A 17,903-nucleotide genomic window follows, 5' to 3' on the forward strand; every position below is an offset into this window, starting at 1 on the left:
AATATCCACAAGAGTCGGGAAGTTGAGGAATTGATTAGGGGGACAGGAGCACGAATCCTATACCTGCCTGTGTATGCGCCGGAGTTGAATCCCATTGAGATGATGTGGTCGGTATTGAAGCATTTTATTCGGCAGCTTTGCAGAATTGGGAAGTATAGCATGGAGCAGATAGTGAAGACTTCTTTACTACTGATCAATCCATCCTCCTTCCGAAGTTGGTTTGCTAAGTGCTGCTATTGTACCCCTTGAGCCCTTAACAGGCTGTAGCTGTGTCGTCGTGCCGATTACCTTCTACCTTCCTGCTAAAGCCATTCAAGCTCTGGATTTAACCCCGGGCCATGAGCTGTTGAAAACGTTGATGGCGGATCCTGTCCGGGCTGCCCAGCAGGTGTAATGCGCCATCGATTGGCCGCGCAGCCCCGACGATCCGCGCGAGCTGTCGGAGATCCCGGAGGTGCGCCTGTGGTTTATTCGTTGGGACACGGTCTGCCCCTGGATGCCCTACTTCCTCAACTGGCGCCAAGGAGAGCTGGCCCGTTACGCAGCCATGTTGGTGCCCCATCAATTCAACCCTCGCGAGGGCATTGTTTACAACCCAGAAGCGCTGGAAATCTCTTTGTGTTGATGCGGTGGTTCAAGCAGCAGAAACTGGGATCCCTCTCGATGCTGCGGGATATGGCTTTGGTGTTTGGCTTCGAGGTCCAGCTGGAGTTTCTCACTCTCTGGGAGTCTGAGGTGGGGGATCCGAACTCATGAGGGTGATGGTGGCCGATACCTGGCCGGGGATCCCCGGAGCCGCAGCAGTGGCCAGCGCCTGGCAAGAGGTGGTCCAGAGACCTTGAGTCCAGCTCAGGGTGGATCCCAACCCTTCGGAAGCTCAGCTCAAGGCCCTCTGGCAACAAATCGGCGAGCGGGCAACCAATCCCCTCCTGGTTCTGCCGGGCAGTGTCGCCGATCCCCTGGAGCCAGGCCAAACCTGGGCCGATTTGGCCCATGCTTGGGGGTTTAGCCTGCTCTTAACGCTGCGACGGGAGGCCGCCCTGAGCCAAGCAACCGCCTTTGCCGCCCTGATGCGCCAAGCCAAGGTCCGCAACTTGGGCTGGGTGCTGGTCGGATCCCTGCCCGAAACCGAGGATCCCCAAGCTTTGGAGGAGCTGGATGCAGCTTTGATCCCACGCCTAGAGGCTCAAGTTGGAATGCCGGTGCAGGGGAGAATGGCTCTGGATGGGCAGATCCTTTGGGACACCGATTCCCTTGAGCAACTGGGCTACGTTCTATGAAAAGCAGAAAAACCCCCCAGCGTCTGCCAGGGGATTCAAGAAGGACTGGTCGACTAGGTCAGGAGTGGATTAGCCGCGGATGGCCGGCGCCACTTCCACCGCCGCCAGGTCCAGCGGGAAGTTGTGCGCATTCCGCTCGTGCATCACTTCCATCCCCAGGTTGGCACGGTTGAGCACATCCGCCCACGTCCCAACCACGCGACCGTTGCTGTCCACAATCGACTGGTTGAAGTTGAACCCGTTCAGGTTGAACGCCATGATGCTGATCCCCAGCGCCGTAAACCAAATCCCAATCACAGGCCACGCCGCCAGGAAAAAGTGCAGGCTCCGGCTGTTGTTGAACGACGCATATTGGAAAATCAACCGGCCAAAATACCCGTGCGCCGCCACAATGTTGTAGGTCTCTTCCTCTTGCCCAAACTTGTAACCCAAGTTCTGCGACTCCTCCTCCGAAGTCTCACGAATCAGGCTCGAGGTCACCAACGACCCGTGCATAGCACTAAACAGCGCACCCCCAAACACGCCGGCCACGCCCAGCTGGTGGAACGGGTGCATCAAAATGTTGTGCTCCGCTTGGAACACCAACATGAAGTTGAACGTCCCCGAAATCCCCAGCGGCATCCCGTCCGAAAACGAGCCTTGCCCAATCGGGTAAATCAAAAACACGGCCGTCGCCGCCGCCACCGGCGCCGAGTAAGCCACCGCAATCCAGGGACGCATCCCCAAGCGGTAGCTCAGCTCCCACTCCCGGCCCATGTAGCAGAACACCCCAATCAAAAAGTGCAGCACAATCAGCTGGTAGGGGCCGCCGTTGTACAGCCACTCGTCCAAAGAAGCGGCTTCCCAAATCGGGTAAAAGTGCAGGCCAATCGCAGCCGAAGAAGGCACCACCGCGCCGGTGATGATGTTGTTGCCATACAGCAACGAACCCGAAACTGGCTCGCGAATCCCGTCGATGTCCACCGGGGGAGCACCAATGAAGGCAATGATGAAGCAGGTGGTGGCAGTCAGCAGGGTGGGGATCATCAGCACCCCGAACCAACCGATGTAGAGGCGGTTGTCGGTGGAGGTGACCCACTCGCAAAACTGCTCCCACACGTTGCTGGTTGAGCGACGTTGGATAACAGTGGTCATGATGGCAAACTTCCCTGAGGAAGCGCGAAGATTGACAACCTAACCTTAAATCATCCGTTAAGTTCTGTCAACTACCTCGCTTGATCCTGAGAGAGGCCATGTCAGTTCCCCGCTGGATTTTAGGGATCCACACCACCACGCCTGTTCTGGGCTTGGCCGTGTTGCCGCTGGAGGAGAAGCTGGGGGAGAGCCGCAGCCGGAGTTGGTGGCTGGATCGGGAGATGGCGGCGCAGTTGCACCCTTGCCTGAAGGAGTTCTTGGCCGGCCAGGACTGGTCGCAGATGGCGGGGATCGCTGTCGCTCTGGGGCCGGGGAGTTTTACCGGCAGCCGTTTGGGGGTAAGTGTGGCGCGGCTGTTGGGCCAGCAGTTGCGCATTCCGGTGTTCGGCTACTCGACTTTGGCGGTTCTCGCCCGCCAGGTGTGGCAGGAGCAGGGATCCCCGCCTCAGCCGCTGACGGTGGCGGTGCAGATGGACGCCAAGCGAGGGGAGCAGTATGGTGGCGTGTACCGGCTGGGGCCAGAACATTGGGTTGCCGAAGTGGCGGATCAGATCTGGGAAGAAGCGGCTTGGCAGAAGGTTCTGCGGCAGTGGCCCCAGGCTCTGGTCGTCGATGCTGCCGACTGGGTGGATCCGGCGCCTGTGCTGGCGTTGGCGGAACTGGCCCGCGCCGACTTCCAAGCAGGCTTGCGCCCTTCCTGGCAGACGGTGTTGCCTCTTTACGGACGTCAGCCGCCCATTGATCTCAGAGAGCTGAATCGGAGTGCCCCGCAGCCGGGGTAAGATTGGGAAGTCTGAGCAACGGATCCCTGTGCTGACATGATCTCAAGCAACGACTTGCGCCCCGGCGTCTCTGTGGAAATTGATGGCGCTCCCTACAAGGTGATCGAGTTTCTGCATGTGAAACCCGGCAAGGGCGCGGCCTTTGTGCGCACCAAGCTCAAAAATATGCAGACCGGCAACGTTGTGGAGAAAACCTTCCGCGCCGGCGAGATGCTGCCCGCCGCCACTATTGAAAAAGTGAATATGCAGTATCTCTATTCAGAAGGGGACAATTTCGTGTTCATGGACATGGAGACCTACGAACAGGCTCCCCTCAGCGCTGCCCAAATCGGCTCTGCCGTGAAATACCTGAAAGAGAACATGGAGGTGGCCATCCTGCGCTGGAAGGGGCAGGTGATCGATGTGGAGCTGCCCAACACCGTTGTCTTGGAAGTGGTGGAAACCGACCCCGGCGTGAGAGGAGATACGGCAACAGGGGGAACCAAGCCCGCCAAGCTGGAGACCGGCGCTGAGATCCAGGTGCCTCTGTTTATTAAGGTGGGAGAACGGGTGCGTGTCGATACTCGCACCGACACCTATATAGGCCGCGAGTGATGGCTCCCCCTCTTCTTGCCGCTGGGCTGCCGTTGTGGACAGGTGATGCATCAGGAGTAATCTTCCCTTGGATGTTGTCAATTGGCAGGAAGTTCGCCTTCTGCTGGCCGCTCTGCAGGAGAGCGACGTTACCGAGCTAATCCTGGAGTACAAGGATTTCCGCCTCACCCTGCGCAAAGGGATCCCGGCTGGCCTTGCTGCTGCTGCCGCTGCTCCGCCCGCTGCCCCGCCGCCAGAACCCCCCCCTGCTTCCCCTGCAGAAGCTCCCCCTCCTGAGAGCGCTCCTAAGCCTGCCCCCAGCCACTGGGTGGAGGTGACGGCGCCGATGGTGGGCACCTTCTACAGCGCTCCTGCCCCTGGAGAAACGGATTTTGTGCAGGTTGGCCAACGGGTGAACAAGGGCCAAACTCTCTGCATTATCGAAGCCATGAAGCTGATGAACGAGATAGAAGCTGAAACGGCGGGCGTGGTGAGGGAGATTTTGGTGAGCAACGGCCAGCCGGTGGAATTTGGCCAAGTTTTAATGCGACTGGATCCCACCGGCTAACAACAAGGCTGGGGCAGAGATAGGGAGGGATCCCTTGGTGGAGGAGGGGCTGTGGCAATTTCTCTTGCCGACCTTTGCCTGCGACTAGGCAACTTTGCCGATGCTTCAGCCCAGAGCTGCCGAGATGGTTGAGGGAGTCACGGTTCTGCCCCCCCAGCACATCGTCGGGCAGGAGCTGGCGGCGCGGCTGCTCGTGGCGGCCTTGGAAAAGGGGCGGGTGACCTCAAGCTACTGTTTCTTGGGACCAGAAGGGGTGGGACGGAGCCTGATGGCCCGCTGGTTTGCCCAGGCCCTCTTCTGCGAGGCCAGCTCAGGGATCCCTTGCGGCCAGTGCTCCAACTGCCGTTGGCTCCTCGCAGGCACCCATCCCGATCTCCACTGGGTCAGCCCCACCTATGTCCACCAGGGCCGCCTGATAGCAGCAGACGCCCCGGAGGCACAAGCTCTGCAGCGGCGCTCCCCGCCGCAAATTCGCCTGGAACAGGTGCAGGAAGTGGTTCGCTTCTGTGCCCGTAGGCCAATGCACGCCCGCCGCTCGCTAGTTGTACTGGAGGGAGCGGAAACCCTGACAGAAAGTGCGGCCAATGCCCTGCTGAAAACCCTGGAGGAGCCTGAGCCGGCCCACATCGTTCTTATCGCCTCCCACCACTCGCCTACCCCCCCTCCCCACCCTTTGCCACCGACGCTGCTGTCCCGCTGCCAGATGGTGCCGTTTCGCCGCCTCAGCTCGGCAGAGATGGAGCAAGTGTTGACAGCTTTGGGCTGCCCGGAGCTGCCCGGGATCCCTCGCTCTGAGCTAATTGCCCTAGCCCAAGGCAGCCCTGGACGGGCGCTGGCCGCCCAGCAGCACCTGCAAAGCCTTCCGCCGTCACTGCTGCAGGACCTAAGACGCTGGCCCCACTCGCTGCGGCAGGCGCTGGAAGTGGCTAGGGCAGTGGCTGCTCTCGATTTGCCGGCGCAGCTGTGGCTGATTGACTATCTGCAGCAGCAGTTCTGGGCGCAGGGATCCCGCCAGGCCATCCGGCAACTGGAGCAGATTCGCCAACAGCTTTTGCAATTTGTGCAGCCGCGCCTTGCTTGGGAGGTCAACCTGGCCGGATTCGACAGCAGTGGCAACCCAAGCCCTGTGGCAAAGTGAGGAGAGAGCGTTCAAGACGTGTCTATGCCTGCATGGCTTTCCGCCCTCCTTGCCGCCCTTGGAGGCTACCTGCTGGGATCCATCCCCACCGGCTACTGGGTGGGCCGTTGCTGGGGTGGGATCGACCTCCGCCAAGCGGGATCCGGCTCAACGGGGGCAACCAACGTGTTGCGGACAGTGGGCAAGGGGCCGGCGCTGCTGGTGTTGCTGGTGGACGCTGCCAAGGGAGCGGCAGCGGTGGCGCTGGGATCAGCTCTGGGCTCGCCGTGGTGGGTGGTCGTGGCGGCCCTGGGGGCGGTGATCGGCCATAGCCGCTCCTGCTGGCTGGGCTTCAAGGGGGGCAAGTCGGTGGCCACCAGCCTGGGGATCCTGTTGGCCATGGCTTGGCCGGTAGCCCTGGCTACCTTCGGTGTCTGGCTGCTGGGGATCGCCCTCACCCGCATCGTCTCGTTTAGCTCCCTGCTGGCGGCGGTGGCGGCGCCGCTCTTGATGTGGGCTCTGGGCCAGCCTCTGCCGTATTTGCTGTTTGCCTTGGCAGGGGGGGTTTATGTCATTGCTGCCCATCGCCGCAACATCGAACGCCTGCTGGCCGGCTCGGAGCCGCGCATCGGCCAAAAATGGGCCCAATCCCCCTGATCCCGGTTGTCAAAGTTGCGTAGCTTTACATGGAACCCTCCACCGTGGTTTTCGTCTACGGATCCCTGCTGCGGGGCGGCCAGTACCACAGCCTGCTGCAAGGGGCAGAGTTTTTGGGCCCAGACAGCCTCAACCACATCGACCTCTACGATCTCGGCCCCTACCCGATGGCCGTTCCTGGCCGCAACCGGCTCTACGGCGAGCGCTACCGCATTCCCTTGGGCCTGTTGCCCCGCCTAGATGAGCTGGAAGACCACCCGCGGCTATACGAACGGCAGTGGGTGCAACTGGAGAGCGGCACCTTTGCCTGGGTTTATCTGGGTCGGCCTGAGCAGGTGCAGGGGTGTCCCCTCATTCCTAGTGGCCGCTGGCTGCCCTGGGACCCCTAGAGATCGAAGTGGAGCTTGACGCCCTCAACATACTGGGGCAGTAGCTCGGCTGAGGGTGGATCCCATTCTGGGGGATCCAACTCTCTGGCAGAGGGAGCAACGGCCTCTACGGGGCTGGACGTGCGCTCCAGGTAGTAGATGCAATCTCCGCGTCGCCAGATGCCCGGCTCCGGCAGGTAGAACAGCCGACCGACCTGGGACGACTTGCCCTTCTCCCCAAACCAGCCTCCCAGACGCTGCGGACGCACCAGCAACAAAGGCAGGCAGAGATCGGCTTTGATGCGGTAGGCGAACTGATCCCGCAGCCGCTCCAACGTGGGATCCTCTAGCCCCATCTGGGCCGAAAAAGGGTTGAGCAGCGCTGAGCGCGCTGCCGCGATCGACTCCTGAGCCGAGGCCGCGGCGGATTGGGGGGGCTTCAGGCCCAGGTCCGCCAGGGTGGGCAGGGTGATCGAGCGCAGCTCGGCCCGATTGGCCTCCAGGTAGCTGGCCCAGCGCTGCAGTTGGGAAAAAGGGATCGGCAGGGTGCGGATCCCTTCCGAGATGGGCATCTCCGGCAGCAACACCGTCCAGATGGCGGCAGAAACCGAAAGCTTCACCATCAGCTCGGCAATGGCCCAGTTCACCTGCGGATCCAAAGTCAGGATCAACAGAGTTTCCGCATGGTCGATATCGGCCTTCAAGAAGGCTGACTCGCTCAGCACGGCTTCCTGCAAAGATCCGGGCAGCACCTGGCCAGGTTCCTCTGAGGACTCCGTCCCGCTGACGCGAACCGGCAGGGCTTTGGAGCTGCCATTGCCGCTGGCGGGGTGGGTCCCTGAGGTATGGCCGGCTTTGTGGCCGTTGAGCTCGGCGGGAAGATTGGCGGTGCGCTCGCGCAGACGGGATCCCGACGGCAGCGGCAGCACCTCCACCGCCTGGTTGAGGGAGCGCAGCAACTGGGCCAACTGGCCGACCAGCGGATGGTTGCCGATGATCACCGTAGAACTCCCCTGATCCAAGCCCAGCCAGCGGGCCACCCAGGCAGCGGTCAGCCCCTGCACCGTCACCGTGACCGAGATGGTCAAAAACACCAGCGCCTTGAGGGCATCCCCCCCGGTAATGCCCCGCTCGGTGAGCAAAATGGCAAACAAAGAAGCCACCGAGGCCGCCACGATGCCGCGGGGGGCCAGCCAGGCCACAAACAGCTTCTGCCGCCAATTCAGGTCGCTGCGCCAGGTACACAGCCACACGCTCAAAGGACGCACCACCAGCATCAGGCAGAGCACCGTGGCCAAGGCTCCCCACCCCAGCGCAAATACCGCCTTGAGCGAGAGGGTGGAAGTCAGCAGAATAAACAACACCGAGATGGCCATCACCACCAACTGGCCGTGAAACTGGCGCACGCTCCGCTCGGCAATGGCCGCCTTCTGCCGCACCACCAACCCGGCCATCACCACCGCCATTAGACCCGCCTCGGAGCGCAGCGACTGGGCCAGGGCAAACACCCCCAGCGCCCCCGCCAGCACCACCGAGTTGCGCAGCTCCTCCGTCAAAAACTGCCGCGACCAGAGCAGGAAGGATCCCATCAGCCAGCCCCCCAGCGCCCCCACCGCCGACCCAATGGCCAAGCGGCTAGATAGCTGCTCTAGGGCCAGCAAGAAACTGGGGTGGCCGGAGAGCACCACCTGCAGCACCACCACCGCCAAGATGGCCCCCACGGGGTCGATGAGCACCCCTTCCCCCTCCAGCAGGGTGCTGACGGCGGAATCGACCCGCACCCGCTTCAGGATGGGGTTAATCACCGTCGGCCCCGTCACCACCACCAGGGATCCAAACAAAAAGGCCAGGGGCCAGGGAAACTCCCCCAAATAGTGGGCCGCCAGCGCTCCCCCTCCCAAGGTCAAAAGGGATCCCAGCAACACCAGATTGCGCAAGCTGTCGGAGACCTGGTTAAGGCGTTGCAGCCGCAGGTTCAGCCCCCCCTCAAACAGGATCAGAGCCACCGCCAACGACACCAGCGCCTCCAGGCCAGATCCCATGATTTGGGGACGAACCCAGCCCAGGCCATCTGGCCCCAGCAGCACCCCAAACAGGAGCAGGAAAACAATGCTGGGCACTTTAACAAAATTGGCCAGGACTTGAGCCGCGATCCCGGCCACCAAGGCCAGCGTAAACAGGATCGTCAGCTCAAAGGAGTTTTCCATGCCGAGGCTCAACCTCCCTTAGCGCGAACTCCGTCCCGGCGACTTTGTCCTGGTCAGCATTGGGGCCACAGACGGTTTACCATGAGCAGGCTGCAAACAGCTACAAGGCACCCCCGGCCGGGACAGACACAAGTGGGAGCAAAGAGAAGGCATCTTGGCGAACGGACGCAGCCTAGGCGGATGTAACACTCTATGTAACACCTTGAATTACTGCTCCCTGAGTCTAGGGTAGCTCAGGGAGAAGGCGAGCTCAAATGGCCGCCCTCGGATGGGGCCGCTCCGGGATCCTGTTGTGGGTTCTCCCCTTCACAGGAATTGAGGCGGGCCTCCGCCAGGGGCTTGACACGGCGAATGGGGAGGTTGGCGATCAGGGCCGTCGTCCCCCCTTCTGCCGCCAAGTGAAACTGCATCCCCTCCGAATCCAGCTCCACATAGCGAGATACTACCCCTAAAATCTCCAGGCGCATCGCTTCCAAGGCTGCCGGGGTGAGGTCGGCGCGGTCGTGGGCCAAGATCAGTTTCAGGCGCTGCTTGGCTTGCTCGCGGCTGTTGCCGGAGTGGCGGGAAAAAAGCTGATCCAAGAAATCGAGAAGCATGGGCTTTATTGAAGGTGCATAGCAGGGAAAGCAAAGACTCCAGGCAAAGAGGATGATCCCGTTGAGATGGAGCTCAAGAGCCGTTGAGATTCAGAGCACCTTTTGGCTGAAAAACCGCTTGGCCTTTTCCCAGAAAGACTCGCCCAAGCTGGCCAACTTGGGAAATTCCACCGTCTCCCCTTCCAGCCGTCGGGCAATGCGCTGGATGGCCTGGGCAGCCTGAGTCGGGTTGGCCGAGAGGACTAGGGGCTCCCCTTTGTTGGTGGAGACGATCACCTCCCGGTCTTCTGGAATGATACCCACCAAGGGGATGGCCAGCACCTCCACCACATCTTCCACTGCCATCATCTGGCCAGCGGTTACCATATCGGGGCGCAGGCGGTTGACGATTAGCTGGATAGAGGAAATCCCTGCCGCTTCCAACAAGCCCACCACCCGGTCTGCATCCCGCACCGCTGCTACTTCGGGCGTAGTTACTAGCAGGGCTGCCGTTGCCCCCGCAATGGCATTGCGAAACCCTTGTTCAATTCCCGCCGGGCAGTCGATCAACACGTAGTCATGGCTGCTGGCAAGCTTTTCCATCAACTGCCGCATCTGATCCGGGCCGACTGCCGTTTTGTTGCGGGTTTGGGCCGCCGGCAGCAACGCCAAATTGGGGGTGCGCTTGTCCTTCACCAATGCTTGTTCAAGGCGGCATTCCCCCGCAATCACCTCCAAAGCCGTGTACACCACCCGATTCTCTAGCCCCAGCAACAAGTCCAGGTTGCGCAGGCCAAAGTCGGCATCCACCACCACCACCGAGCGACCCAAGCGCGCCAAGGCAGTGCCCAAATTGGCCGTTAGGGTGGTTTTCCCCACTCCCCCCTTCCCAGAGGTGACGACGATAACTCGGCTCATACCCCCCTCCGCAGAAAATCCTGAAGGCTGGCAATGCAGATGACACCCTCCTGCAAGTAAACCACCTCTGGCGTGTTGGGAGGGGATCCGCCCTCGGGTGGACGGGCCACCTGATCGGCAATGCGCAACTGAGTTGGCTCCAACTGTAAGGCCAAGATCACCGCGCCTCTATCCCCCTCAGCACCAGCATGCACCAGCCCTCGCAGCCGTCCCCAGACCCAAATGTCGCCGCCGGCAATGATCTCGCCGCCGGGGTTGAGATCCCCCAGCAGAAAAACCGAGCCACGGTGGCGCACCGACATCCCCGACCGCACCGTGGACCGCAGGTAGAGGGGAGTAGTATCCGGGGAGACGGGGGGAATCGCCTCCAAGGGGGAAGATTGTTCCACAGAATAGCCTAGGGTCGCCGCCGCGATCGCCGTCCCTCGGGATCCGGTTTGGACGCGCCACAAGGACAACCGATGCCGCGACAACAAGACGGCCAGAGTTTGTAGGGTGGGCAAGTCCAGCTCTCGCTCTTGGCACCACAGGGTCAGGGGGGCCACTCCTGCCCAGTAGGGTTTGCGGCTGCGCAATTGCCACACCAAATCGTCCCAGACTTCTTCCCAAGCCAGGGTGGCGGGCAAATGCAGATGGATCCCTTGGGCATCGAATCGAAAATAAACACCCCTTTCGGATCCCCGCGGATTAGAGGATGAGGTCGGCGAGACTGCAGAAATTTCCGGGTTCCATGCCGGGGATCCCATCATGGCTGCCCAACGATTTGCCTCAATACAAAGCCTTATCCTATTCCATTCGCCCAACGTCGGGAATGCGCTGCAGTCTATGTTGAGCTATCGGGGCCTTCTACACTGCTACCCTCGGGGCAAAAGGTTGAGAGCAGTGAGCTGCAGTCCAATCAGTCAAAATAGAAGAGCGTAACCACCTTGTGTTGCTCCTCAGCGTGCCTGCAGGCCTCCAAAAGCGTGACGCTGTCGTGGAAAACAAAGCAGATCAACTGCTGGCACTTGCTGACGATCTCTAGGTTGCACAGGCGGCTGGCCTCCGCCAGGGGCAGGTGGTCATTTTCGGGGTGCTCCACCAGATGCAGCACCTGCTCCAGGCTGGCCCGCGACTCTGCCGGCTGTCGCTCCAGGCTTTGGGGCAGGATCACCGTCAGGGATTTCATGTCCGCCCGCATGGCTCCACGAATTACAGCCAGGTTGGTACCAATAGCCCCGGAAGTGAGAATGCGGTTGCCGGTAAGGGCCAAAGCGTAGCTGAGGGTTTCGATGAGGTACTGGTGGGTGATGGGCACATGGCGACTGCCCAGAATGGCTATCCGCTTTGGCCCCACTTGCTGAATCGCAGCCAGCTCTTGCAAAAACGTATCAACGCTGGTGGGAAGATCAATAGACTGGGTCAACGGGATCCCTCAGAAAACTTTTCAGAGGTGGGCTAGGCTATGTTAGCCTACACTGCGGCTTCAGGATCCAGCCAGAGAGCTGCTCGACCCGGTTGGAGCGGCCTCTACCAGCGCAACAGCGCGGCTGCTCCTTGAAACTCGTGGAGCAAGCGCTCTTCAGCTTCGCCGCGAACGAACTCCAGTTTAGCGCCAAAATCGCGGCCTAGCACCCACACCAGATCCCGCAGGGGTGCCGGCTGTGGCTCTGGGCAAAGGAGCTGGGCCATCTCTGGGGTTCCTCCCACAAAGCCGTCTGGGCAGCGCCAGATGGTGGCCTCTAGCCTCCAGGGCAGGACAAGGATTTCCACCCGGCCTAGCTGGAGGGCGTCCAGCACCGCATCCAAGCCCCAAGCGCCGGGCTGCTCTCGAATCCGCTCCAACAAAGCCAGCTCTCCTCGGCGCTCAGCGGCCTCCAGGACGGGCAGCACCCGTTCGAGGATGTCTTGCGGCGTCGGTGTGTGAAGGTTGGCGGGGTGCCCCACCCGCGCGACGATGCGGTTGCGTAGGCCGCGGTTGAGATAGCCCTCAAAGTGGGACACCTGCCAGGCTTCGCCCATGAGCACCAGCCGCTCAATGCCCAGGCGATCCACTGCCTTATCCAGGGCGGAAGCCAGGCGCAGGTAGAGCTTGTGCATCCAGAGGCTGACCTTGGCCGCCTCCCGCTCCTTGGGGGAAAGCTTGTCGAAGGTGCCACCGCTGCGGGCGCGACGTTCGGCAACGGCATTTTCAATGCGGCCGGCCAGCTCCTGCAGTTCCTGCCATTCCTCGGCGCTGATGTTGGCAAAGATTTCCGTGTCCTCTCGCAGTTCTCCCAAAAAGAGCTCGTAGAAGCGCCACCTGCTGCCAGACAGGTGCAACACCCCACCCCGCTCGTATTCATCAAAGGCAAAGAAAAGGGGCGTGAGGTAAGGTTCCCCCCAGCGGGCCTCCACCCGCCCATGGGCCAGATCCACCACCGGCAGCTCCACCTGCAGGTCGATTCGGCGCAGCACTGGCTTGCCGGCGGGATTGCGGCTGGCAAAAAGAACCAGGGTGCGGGCTGAAGGGCGCTCCTGCTCCACTAGAGCAAGGACTTGCTCGCAGAGGGAGTTATCGGGCTTGCTCTCCCCACTCTCCAGCAGCTCCTTGAGGGTATTCTTGATGCGCCCCACCCAGGCGCGACCCGCATTTTCGGGACGGGCAGGGTTGGTGTCGGCATATATCGAGAGCACGGGCTTGCTGCTGTCGCCAAAGGCAGCTTGCAGATCCTGGATCAGGGTGTTGAGTTCGTCCATGGTTTTCAAGAGAGGGCTCGGTTAGAACTAGAAGCTAGCAGAATATCACGGCAGGAGAGACGCTGACAGGGTTCTCAAAGGATCCCGCTAGGATATGGGGCTCAGTTGGGCTTGGCTCTGCAGGGCGGATTCCGCCTCGATGTGAATGGTGTAGTCCATCTTGCTGTGAACGCCTCTGCCCAGCCAGTGGCCGTAGATGGGGCCGGCATCTTTGGGGTAGGCACTGGCCGCCAAAGCCACATGGCCATCGGCCACGGCCAGCCCTTGGGTGGGATCGAACCCCCGCCAACCGGCCCCCGGCAGATACACCTCTGCCCAGGCGTGCAGGTGGCGGCGGACAGGCTCTGCGGGCTCTTTGCCGGTTGTGCCCTGGAGTTCCAGGTTCTCTTGCAACGGCGGGCCGACCTGGTAGCTGCTGACAAATCCTGCCGCCAGACCTACTGCCCGACAGGCCTCCATCAACACCAGCGTCAGGTCACGGCAGGAGCCGGTTTTGCGCTGCCAGGTCAAGCCGGCGGGCGAGGGATCCCCCTTTTCCCGCAGGATGTGACGGCACTCGGAGTAGATGCGTTGGTTGAGCGCCGGCAAAAAAGCCGTCGTCTCCCCCTGCACCTGATCCCACAGCTCCCAGGCCAGGCTTTGGATGCCAGCATCCGCCTGCGCCGTCCGATAAGGCTGCAATTGAGCTGCCAGCGTGCTGGGATAGTCAATCGGAAGATGGGTAGCCCAATCGCAGAGCAGATAGTCAAAGGGATTCTCCCGCAGGGTGAGCACCGTGGCCTGAGTTTGGACGCGCAGATGTTCGGTGGGATCCCCAAACTAGAGCTGAACCGCCGCGTTGCCATCCAGATCCACCAGCTCCGATTGGCCTGCCGGCGGCGGATCCACCCGCAGCTCAAAGGCCAAGAGGGTTTGGATCCCGTTGCAACGGGGCCGCAACCGCTTTGAACTTGCACAGGCTTGCCCCAGGACGGTCAACAGACAGGTTTTGTCGCAAGTCTTAGTCGCTCGTCTGTGCTACAGTTACCCAAAATTGGCGATCAAATATAGGTGGGGCTTTGCCTTGGGCAAGTGTGCAGGGGCGCATTGACGGTGCCTTGGAGGTTTGCTTGTGGCCTGGGTGTCGGGTCAGCAGGACGGAGGTTTTAGCTTCTGGGGGTGCGGAGGTGGATAAGCCCCGACTTTTACCCCCCTACTGGGGGGCAGTCAGGGTCGGGATACAGCCACCCCCGCAAAAATATCGTAGAATCAGATTGGCTATACAAGACGGCATTGCCGGAATCTGGTATAGCCCCGCGCTAGAGCATTCCGCGGCTGCATGCCTAACGGCACGGCACAGCCGGACGCAGAAGGTTCTCGCAGTAGCTCCCCGTTCGCGTCAGCGGCGCGGAGCGCTTTAGGGTGAGAGACGAGAGTATGTCACTCGGTGAAGGCGTCACCCTACCTTCGAGGAGCGGCGGTTGGCAAGGGCGTCGTCCGAGCTGGGGAGGCAGCCAAAGCATCTGAGGGAGCCTGCCGGAAAGCTCTCCTGCTGGAACTCCTGTAGCCGTCCGCTGCTCAAGCGACCAGACTGCCACAGGAGGCTGGGCTAGGCTCTGGCCTGAGGATTTGGCGAAGCGGCGCAGCTTTCCTCTCACTCGAGCTGGACTTGCCCCTTCAGCAAAGCCAAGATCAGCCGATCAATTGCCTCCAGATCCAATTCGTCGTAAAGCCGCTCCTGGAGGAAATGGCAGATTTGGGATTCTTGGCGGCGGCTGAGGTAGGTGCTCTGGAGAACCGATTCGACAATGAGTCGAATGGACATGGGGCAGCGCTCCAAACTCAACTACCCCCATCAAATTCGAAGGGAAGGGATGCAGCGGTGATCCAGGTCAAATCGCCATCTTCAGCCAGCGCTTTTTCGGCAGCAATTGGCCGGACTAGCCGAGCAAGGCCACCGCGGGCAGGGGCAGTTCAGCCGCTGCCGCCGCATCCAGCAGCCATAGCAGCCGTCCTTGGGGGTTGAGGCGCTGGCAGGGCAGGTGGGCCTCCGTTGTCAGCGCCTCCTTGACGATCGCGGCTTTGCTGGCCCCCGTTACCAAAACCACCACCTGAGCCGCCCTGTTCAAGACAGGGTAGGTCAGAGTCAGGCGCGGCTCCTCTCCTTTCTGCCCCACGGTTACCCAGCGGTGTTGCACCTGCAGGGCGGCTGTGCCGGGGAACAAGGAAGCCGTATGGCCGTCTTCTCCCACTCCCAGCCAGATCAGATCAAAGGCAGGGCATTCGGTGCCGAAAATCTGCTGCAGGGTCGCCTCGTACTCCGCCGCATCCCGTAAGGGATCTCCTGAGTGGGTGGGCATGGGAAAGACTTGGGAGGCGGGAACCCCGACCGTATCCAGCAGGATCCGCCGTACCATGCCGTAATTGCTCTCGGGGTGATCCGGGGGAACGTAGCGCTCGTCCCCCCAGAACAGCCAGGTTTGCTGCCAAGGGATCCCCGGCGCCTGGGTTAAAGCAGCATACAACTTCCGTGGCGTGTTTCCCCCTGCCAAGGCCACCGTAAAGCGGCCCCGTTGACGGATGGCCGCCGCGGCCTGCTCTTGCCAGATCTCGACCGCCCGCCGGAAAAAGGCTGTTCCCTCCGGCCAGATTTCCAACTGGAACCCTTGCATGGATCGCCACCTATCGCCGCTTGCCCAACTGCCCGAGCCAGGTCAAGGGATCCCCTTCACGCAGAGGCCAAACCTTAGGAAGCAACCGCCAGCTCTTTGGCTTCCGCCTGAATCTTCTCGTAGAGGGCCCGCAGCTTCAGGCCCACGATTACCTGGATGAGTCCAGAGCCATTGCGGGATCCAGGATATTCCGGGTGCTTGCGCAGCAGCTCCGTCAGCTCGCCGTAGTAACGGGTCGACAGGTTGCTCAGGTGGTTCTCGATGTAGATAACCTCTTCCAGCTTGTCGAAGGTGCCGTCAATTTCCAACACCGAAACCGGCTGGTCGAAGTAGGTGGAAGGGCCGTAGTGCAGGCGAATGCCTGGGTAGGAGCAGGTCAGCTTTTTGCCACAAGGGATCCAGTCGATGGTGGAGCCTTCGTCGAAGAGGTAAACATGGTCGAAATACCTCACCCCCTCCCGCTGGATCAGGCGCACCCGCAGCACCTTGTGCTCCGGATCCAGCTCCGGCAGCAGCTTGGTGGGCAGCACCTCGATGACTACATCGGCATAGCGCTTCTGCACATCGACGTAGGCCTCGAAATCGGGGCGGCGGGCCTCAATGGAGCGCAACACATCTTCATAGGTGTGGCCCCGCTCGGCCATGTCCCGCTTCACCTTCCAGGCAATCTTGATCTCCGGCGCCAGATCCAGATAGACCTTGAAGTCCAGCAGCTCCCGCACCCGCTCGTCGTACATGGGGTGAAGGCCCTCCAAGACGATGATGGGGCTGGGATCCACCCGCTCCGGCGGGTCAATGAGCCCTGTCTCGTGGTTGTAGATGGGCTTCATCACGCTCTGGCCATTTTTGAGCGCCTTGGCCTGCTCGTACATGAGGTCGAAGTTGTTGGCGCGGGGATCCAGCGCCGTAATGCCCTTCTCTTTGCGCTGGTAGCGATCCAAGGAGTGGTAGTCGTCCAGACAAATGGTGGTAATGAGATCCCGGCCAAACAAGTCCCCCAACCGCCGCAAGAACGTGGACTTGCCACAGCCAGAATCTCCGGCAACACCGATCATTACAATACGTTCAGGACTGCTTGCCATGGGAACTCCTTGGGGATGGGCAGGGCAAAACTGAGAGGAAGCCTCTAAAAAAGTTACTGTTCTTTATGGTCTTGCATATTACCACAAGACGCTCCCCCACAACCGAGCTTGAGGCCAGAGAGGCGGGCGGCGTCAAGGAACAATTTAACAAAAACTGCCTGTTTCCCGGCGACGACTGAGGAGAAGAGAAGTTTTCCGGGCGGGCTTTCTCAGGATCGGCCTGGGGTGTTCCCCTCCGGCAAGTTCCCTTCGGGCGGGCGGGCTGCTAAGGTGTTTGCTAGAGAGTTTTCTCCCATTGCCAGGAGCAGATCGCCGTTATGGTTGCCAGCGCCCAAAAGCGAGAAGTTGTTGTCAATCTGTACCGTCCCAACGCGCCCCTGATCGGCCAGTGTGTAGAGACCTACTCCCTTGTGGGGGAAGGGGCACCCGGCCTGACCAAGCACATTGTGCTCAGCCTGCCGGATCCCAACTACCGCTACCTGGAGGGCCAAAGCGTTGGCATTATTCCTCCTGGCGTAGATGACAAGGGCAAGCCCCACAAGCCCCGCCTCTACTCCATTGCCTCTACCCGCTATGGCGACGATGGCGAGGGGCGCACGGTTTCTTTGAGCGTGAAGCGGGCCGAATACGTGGATAAGGAAACTGGCCAGCCGGGGGTAGGGGTCTGCTCCGGCTTCCTCACCGATCTCAAACCCGGCGACGAGGTGATGATCACCGGGCCCTCGGGGAAAACTTTTTTGCTGCCGGAAGATGAGAACGCCAACCTGATTTTGATTGCCACCGGCACCGGCATCGCCCCTTTTCGCGCCTTCATCAAGCACCTGTTTGAAGAGGATCCCAACTATCAGGGCAAGATCTGGCTGTTTTTTGGGGTGCCCACCACGTCCACCTTGCTCTACCACGGGGATCTAGAGGCCTGGAAAGCCCAGTATGGGGATCGCTTCCGCGTCGATTACGCCATCAGCCGCGAACAGCAAACCCCCGACGGCAAAAAGATGTACGTGCAAAACCGCATGGCCGAGTACGGCCCCGAGCTGTGGGAGATGCTGCAGCAGCCCAACACCTACACTTACATCTGCGGCCTCAAGGGAATGGAGGACGGCATCAACAGCGTCATGGCCCCCCTTGCCGAGCAAGCCGGTCAAGACTGGAGCAAGTTCCAGAAGGAGCTGAAGAAGGCCAACAGGTGGCACGAGGAAACCTACTGAGGGGATCCCTTTGGGTTAACTGGTTTCCGGTGGATCCCGTCGGCGCCGGGGATCCGCAAAACATG

23 protein-coding genes are annotated in these 17,903 nt (G+C 61.0%); 11 read left to right on the forward strand and 12 right to left on the reverse strand.

All coding sequences use genetic code 11. The features are described 5' to 3' along the window. From SYN60AY4M2_RS01790 to SYN60AY4M2_RS01800, 4 genes are all read left to right on the forward strand, one after another. A partial coding sequence (locus SYN60AY4M2_RS01790; protein ID WP_206336905.1) for a transposase occupies positions 1-249 on the forward strand: 249 nt, incomplete at its 5' end. Positions 250-454: 205 nt separating this feature from the next. Next, positions 455-625 carry a chlororespiratory reduction 6 domain-containing protein gene (locus tag SYN60AY4M2_RS14285; protein WP_240527377.1) on the forward strand — a complete coding sequence of 57 codons (171 nt, stop codon included), beginning with the start codon at positions 455-457 and terminating at the stop codon, positions 623-625. Then, positions 625-756: a hypothetical protein gene (locus SYN60AY4M2_RS14575; RefSeq protein ID WP_255322549.1), complete on the forward strand. Its 132-nt coding sequence runs from the start codon at positions 625-627 to the stop codon at positions 754-756. The genes SYN60AY4M2_RS14285 and SYN60AY4M2_RS14575 overlap by 1 nt, the downstream gene beginning before the upstream one ends. 98 nt (positions 757-854) lie before the next feature. Continuing rightward, complete coding sequence (locus tag SYN60AY4M2_RS01800) at positions 855-1,280, forward strand: hypothetical protein (RefSeq protein ID WP_011430137.1); 426 nt, start codon at positions 855-857, stop codon at positions 1,278-1,280. 69 nt (positions 1,281-1,349) lie between these two features. Here the strand turns inward: SYN60AY4M2_RS01800 and psbA are convergent, their stop codons facing one another. After that, on the reverse strand, positions 1,350-2,414 hold the full coding sequence (gene psbA, locus SYN60AY4M2_RS01805; RefSeq protein WP_011430136.1) for a photosystem II q(b) protein: 1,065 nt from the start codon (positions 2,412-2,414) through the stop codon (positions 1,350-1,352). A gap of 98 nt (positions 2,415-2,512) precedes the next feature. On the opposite strand from psbA, the gene tsaB reads away from it, so the two are divergent. The 6 genes from tsaB (at position 2,513) to SYN60AY4M2_RS01835 (ending at position 6,500) form a co-directional block, all read left to right on the forward strand. Then, a complete protein-coding gene (gene tsaB, locus SYN60AY4M2_RS01810) occupies positions 2,513-3,196 on the forward strand; it encodes a tRNA (adenosine(37)-N6)-threonylcarbamoyltransferase complex dimerization subunit type 1 TsaB (RefSeq protein ID WP_011430135.1) in 684 nt (227 codons plus the stop codon). 36 nt (positions 3,197-3,232) lie between these two features. Continuing rightward, positions 3,233-3,790, forward strand: a complete 558-nt coding sequence (gene efp, locus SYN60AY4M2_RS01815; protein ID WP_011430134.1) for an elongation factor P — start codon at positions 3,233-3,235, stop codon at positions 3,788-3,790. A gap of 67 nt (positions 3,791-3,857) precedes the next feature. Further along, the gene (gene accB, locus SYN60AY4M2_RS01820) at positions 3,858-4,337 is read left to right on the forward strand and encodes an acetyl-CoA carboxylase biotin carboxyl carrier protein (RefSeq protein ID WP_011430133.1); all 480 of its coding nucleotides are present in this window, start codon (positions 3,858-3,860) and stop codon (positions 4,335-4,337) included. 100 nt (positions 4,338-4,437) lie between these two features. Further along, on the forward strand, positions 4,438-5,475 hold the full coding sequence (locus SYN60AY4M2_RS01825; protein WP_228375473.1) for a DNA polymerase III subunit delta': 1,038 nt from the start codon (positions 4,438-4,440) through the stop codon (positions 5,473-5,475). A gap of 24 nt (positions 5,476-5,499) precedes the next feature. Further along, the gene (plsY, locus tag SYN60AY4M2_RS01830) at positions 5,500-6,111 is read left to right on the forward strand and encodes a glycerol-3-phosphate 1-O-acyltransferase PlsY (RefSeq protein WP_011430131.1); all 612 of its coding nucleotides are present in this window, start codon (positions 5,500-5,502) and stop codon (positions 6,109-6,111) included. Between the two features lie 29 nt (positions 6,112-6,140). Beyond that, on the forward strand, positions 6,141-6,500 hold the full coding sequence (locus tag SYN60AY4M2_RS01835; protein ID WP_041438264.1) for a gamma-glutamylcyclotransferase family protein: 360 nt from the start codon (positions 6,141-6,143) through the stop codon (positions 6,498-6,500). Here SYN60AY4M2_RS01835 and SYN60AY4M2_RS01840 read toward each other — a convergent pair. The 11 genes from SYN60AY4M2_RS01840 to SYN60AY4M2_RS01880 form a co-directional block, all read right to left on the reverse strand. Continuing rightward, positions 6,497-8,686 (reverse strand): sodium:proton antiporter, encoded by a 2,190-nt coding sequence (locus tag SYN60AY4M2_RS01840; RefSeq protein ID WP_099812167.1) that lies wholly within the window; start codon positions 8,684-8,686, stop codon positions 6,497-6,499. The two genes, SYN60AY4M2_RS01835 and SYN60AY4M2_RS01840, sit on opposite strands and share 4 nt — an antisense overlap. A gap of 233 nt (positions 8,687-8,919) precedes the next feature. Then, complete coding sequence (gene minE, locus SYN60AY4M2_RS01845; RefSeq protein WP_011430128.1) at positions 8,920-9,282, reverse strand: cell division topological specificity factor MinE; 363 nt, start codon at positions 9,280-9,282, stop codon at positions 8,920-8,922. Between the two features lie 90 nt (positions 9,283-9,372). Beyond that, positions 9,373-10,179, reverse strand: a complete 807-nt coding sequence (gene minD / locus SYN60AY4M2_RS01850) for a septum site-determining protein MinD (RefSeq protein ID WP_099812168.1) — start codon at positions 10,177-10,179, stop codon at positions 9,373-9,375. Next, positions 10,176-10,928, reverse strand: coding sequence for a septum site-determining protein MinC (gene minC, locus SYN60AY4M2_RS01855; protein WP_011430126.1), 753 nt, complete (start codon positions 10,926-10,928; stop codon positions 10,176-10,178). The genes minD and minC overlap by 4 nt, the downstream gene beginning before the upstream one ends. A gap of 149 nt (positions 10,929-11,077) precedes the next feature. Beyond that, positions 11,078-11,584: a hypothetical protein gene (locus SYN60AY4M2_RS01860; protein ID WP_011430125.1), complete on the reverse strand. Its 507-nt coding sequence runs from the start codon at positions 11,582-11,584 to the stop codon at positions 11,078-11,080. A gap of 104 nt (positions 11,585-11,688) precedes the next feature. Next, complete coding sequence (locus tag SYN60AY4M2_RS01865) at positions 11,689-12,897, reverse strand: VLRF1 family aeRF1-type release factor (RefSeq protein WP_240527679.1); 1,209 nt, start codon at positions 12,895-12,897, stop codon at positions 11,689-11,691. An 87-nt stretch (positions 12,898-12,984) separates the two neighbouring features. After that, positions 12,985-13,671, reverse strand: coding sequence for a transglutaminase family protein (locus tag SYN60AY4M2_RS01870; RefSeq protein WP_228375472.1), 687 nt, complete (start codon positions 13,669-13,671; stop codon positions 12,985-12,987). A gap of 45 nt (positions 13,672-13,716) precedes the next feature. Next, complete coding sequence (locus SYN60AY4M2_RS14580) at positions 13,717-13,836, reverse strand: transglutaminase N-terminal domain-containing protein (RefSeq protein ID WP_228375471.1); 120 nt, start codon at positions 13,834-13,836, stop codon at positions 13,717-13,719. 694 nt (positions 13,837-14,530) lie between these two features. Then, positions 14,531-14,701, reverse strand: a complete 171-nt coding sequence (locus SYN60AY4M2_RS13990; protein ID WP_011430123.1) for a hypothetical protein — start codon at positions 14,699-14,701, stop codon at positions 14,531-14,533. Positions 14,702-14,816: 115 nt separating this feature from the next. Continuing rightward, positions 14,817-15,548 carry a 6-phosphogluconolactonase gene (gene pgl, locus SYN60AY4M2_RS01875; RefSeq protein ID WP_099812169.1) on the reverse strand — a complete coding sequence of 244 codons (732 nt, stop codon included), beginning with the start codon at positions 15,546-15,548 and terminating at the stop codon, positions 14,817-14,819. A gap of 74 nt (positions 15,549-15,622) precedes the next feature. Further along, complete coding sequence (locus tag SYN60AY4M2_RS01880) at positions 15,623-16,630, reverse strand: phosphoribulokinase (protein WP_099812170.1); 1,008 nt, start codon at positions 16,628-16,630, stop codon at positions 15,623-15,625. Positions 16,631-16,947: 317 nt separating this feature from the next. Between SYN60AY4M2_RS01880 and SYN60AY4M2_RS01885 the strand changes: the two genes are divergently transcribed. Beyond that, the gene (locus SYN60AY4M2_RS01885) at positions 16,948-17,838 is read left to right on the forward strand and encodes a ferredoxin--NADP(+) reductase (RefSeq protein WP_011430120.1); all 891 of its coding nucleotides are present in this window, start codon (positions 16,948-16,950) and stop codon (positions 17,836-17,838) included. Positions 17,839-17,903 lie beyond the last annotated feature (65 nt).

Origin of the sequence: Synechococcus sp. 60AY4M2 (assembly GCF_002760375.1) — a bacterium.
Lineage (GTDB): Bacteria > Cyanobacteriota > Cyanobacteriia > Thermostichales > Thermostichaceae > Thermostichus.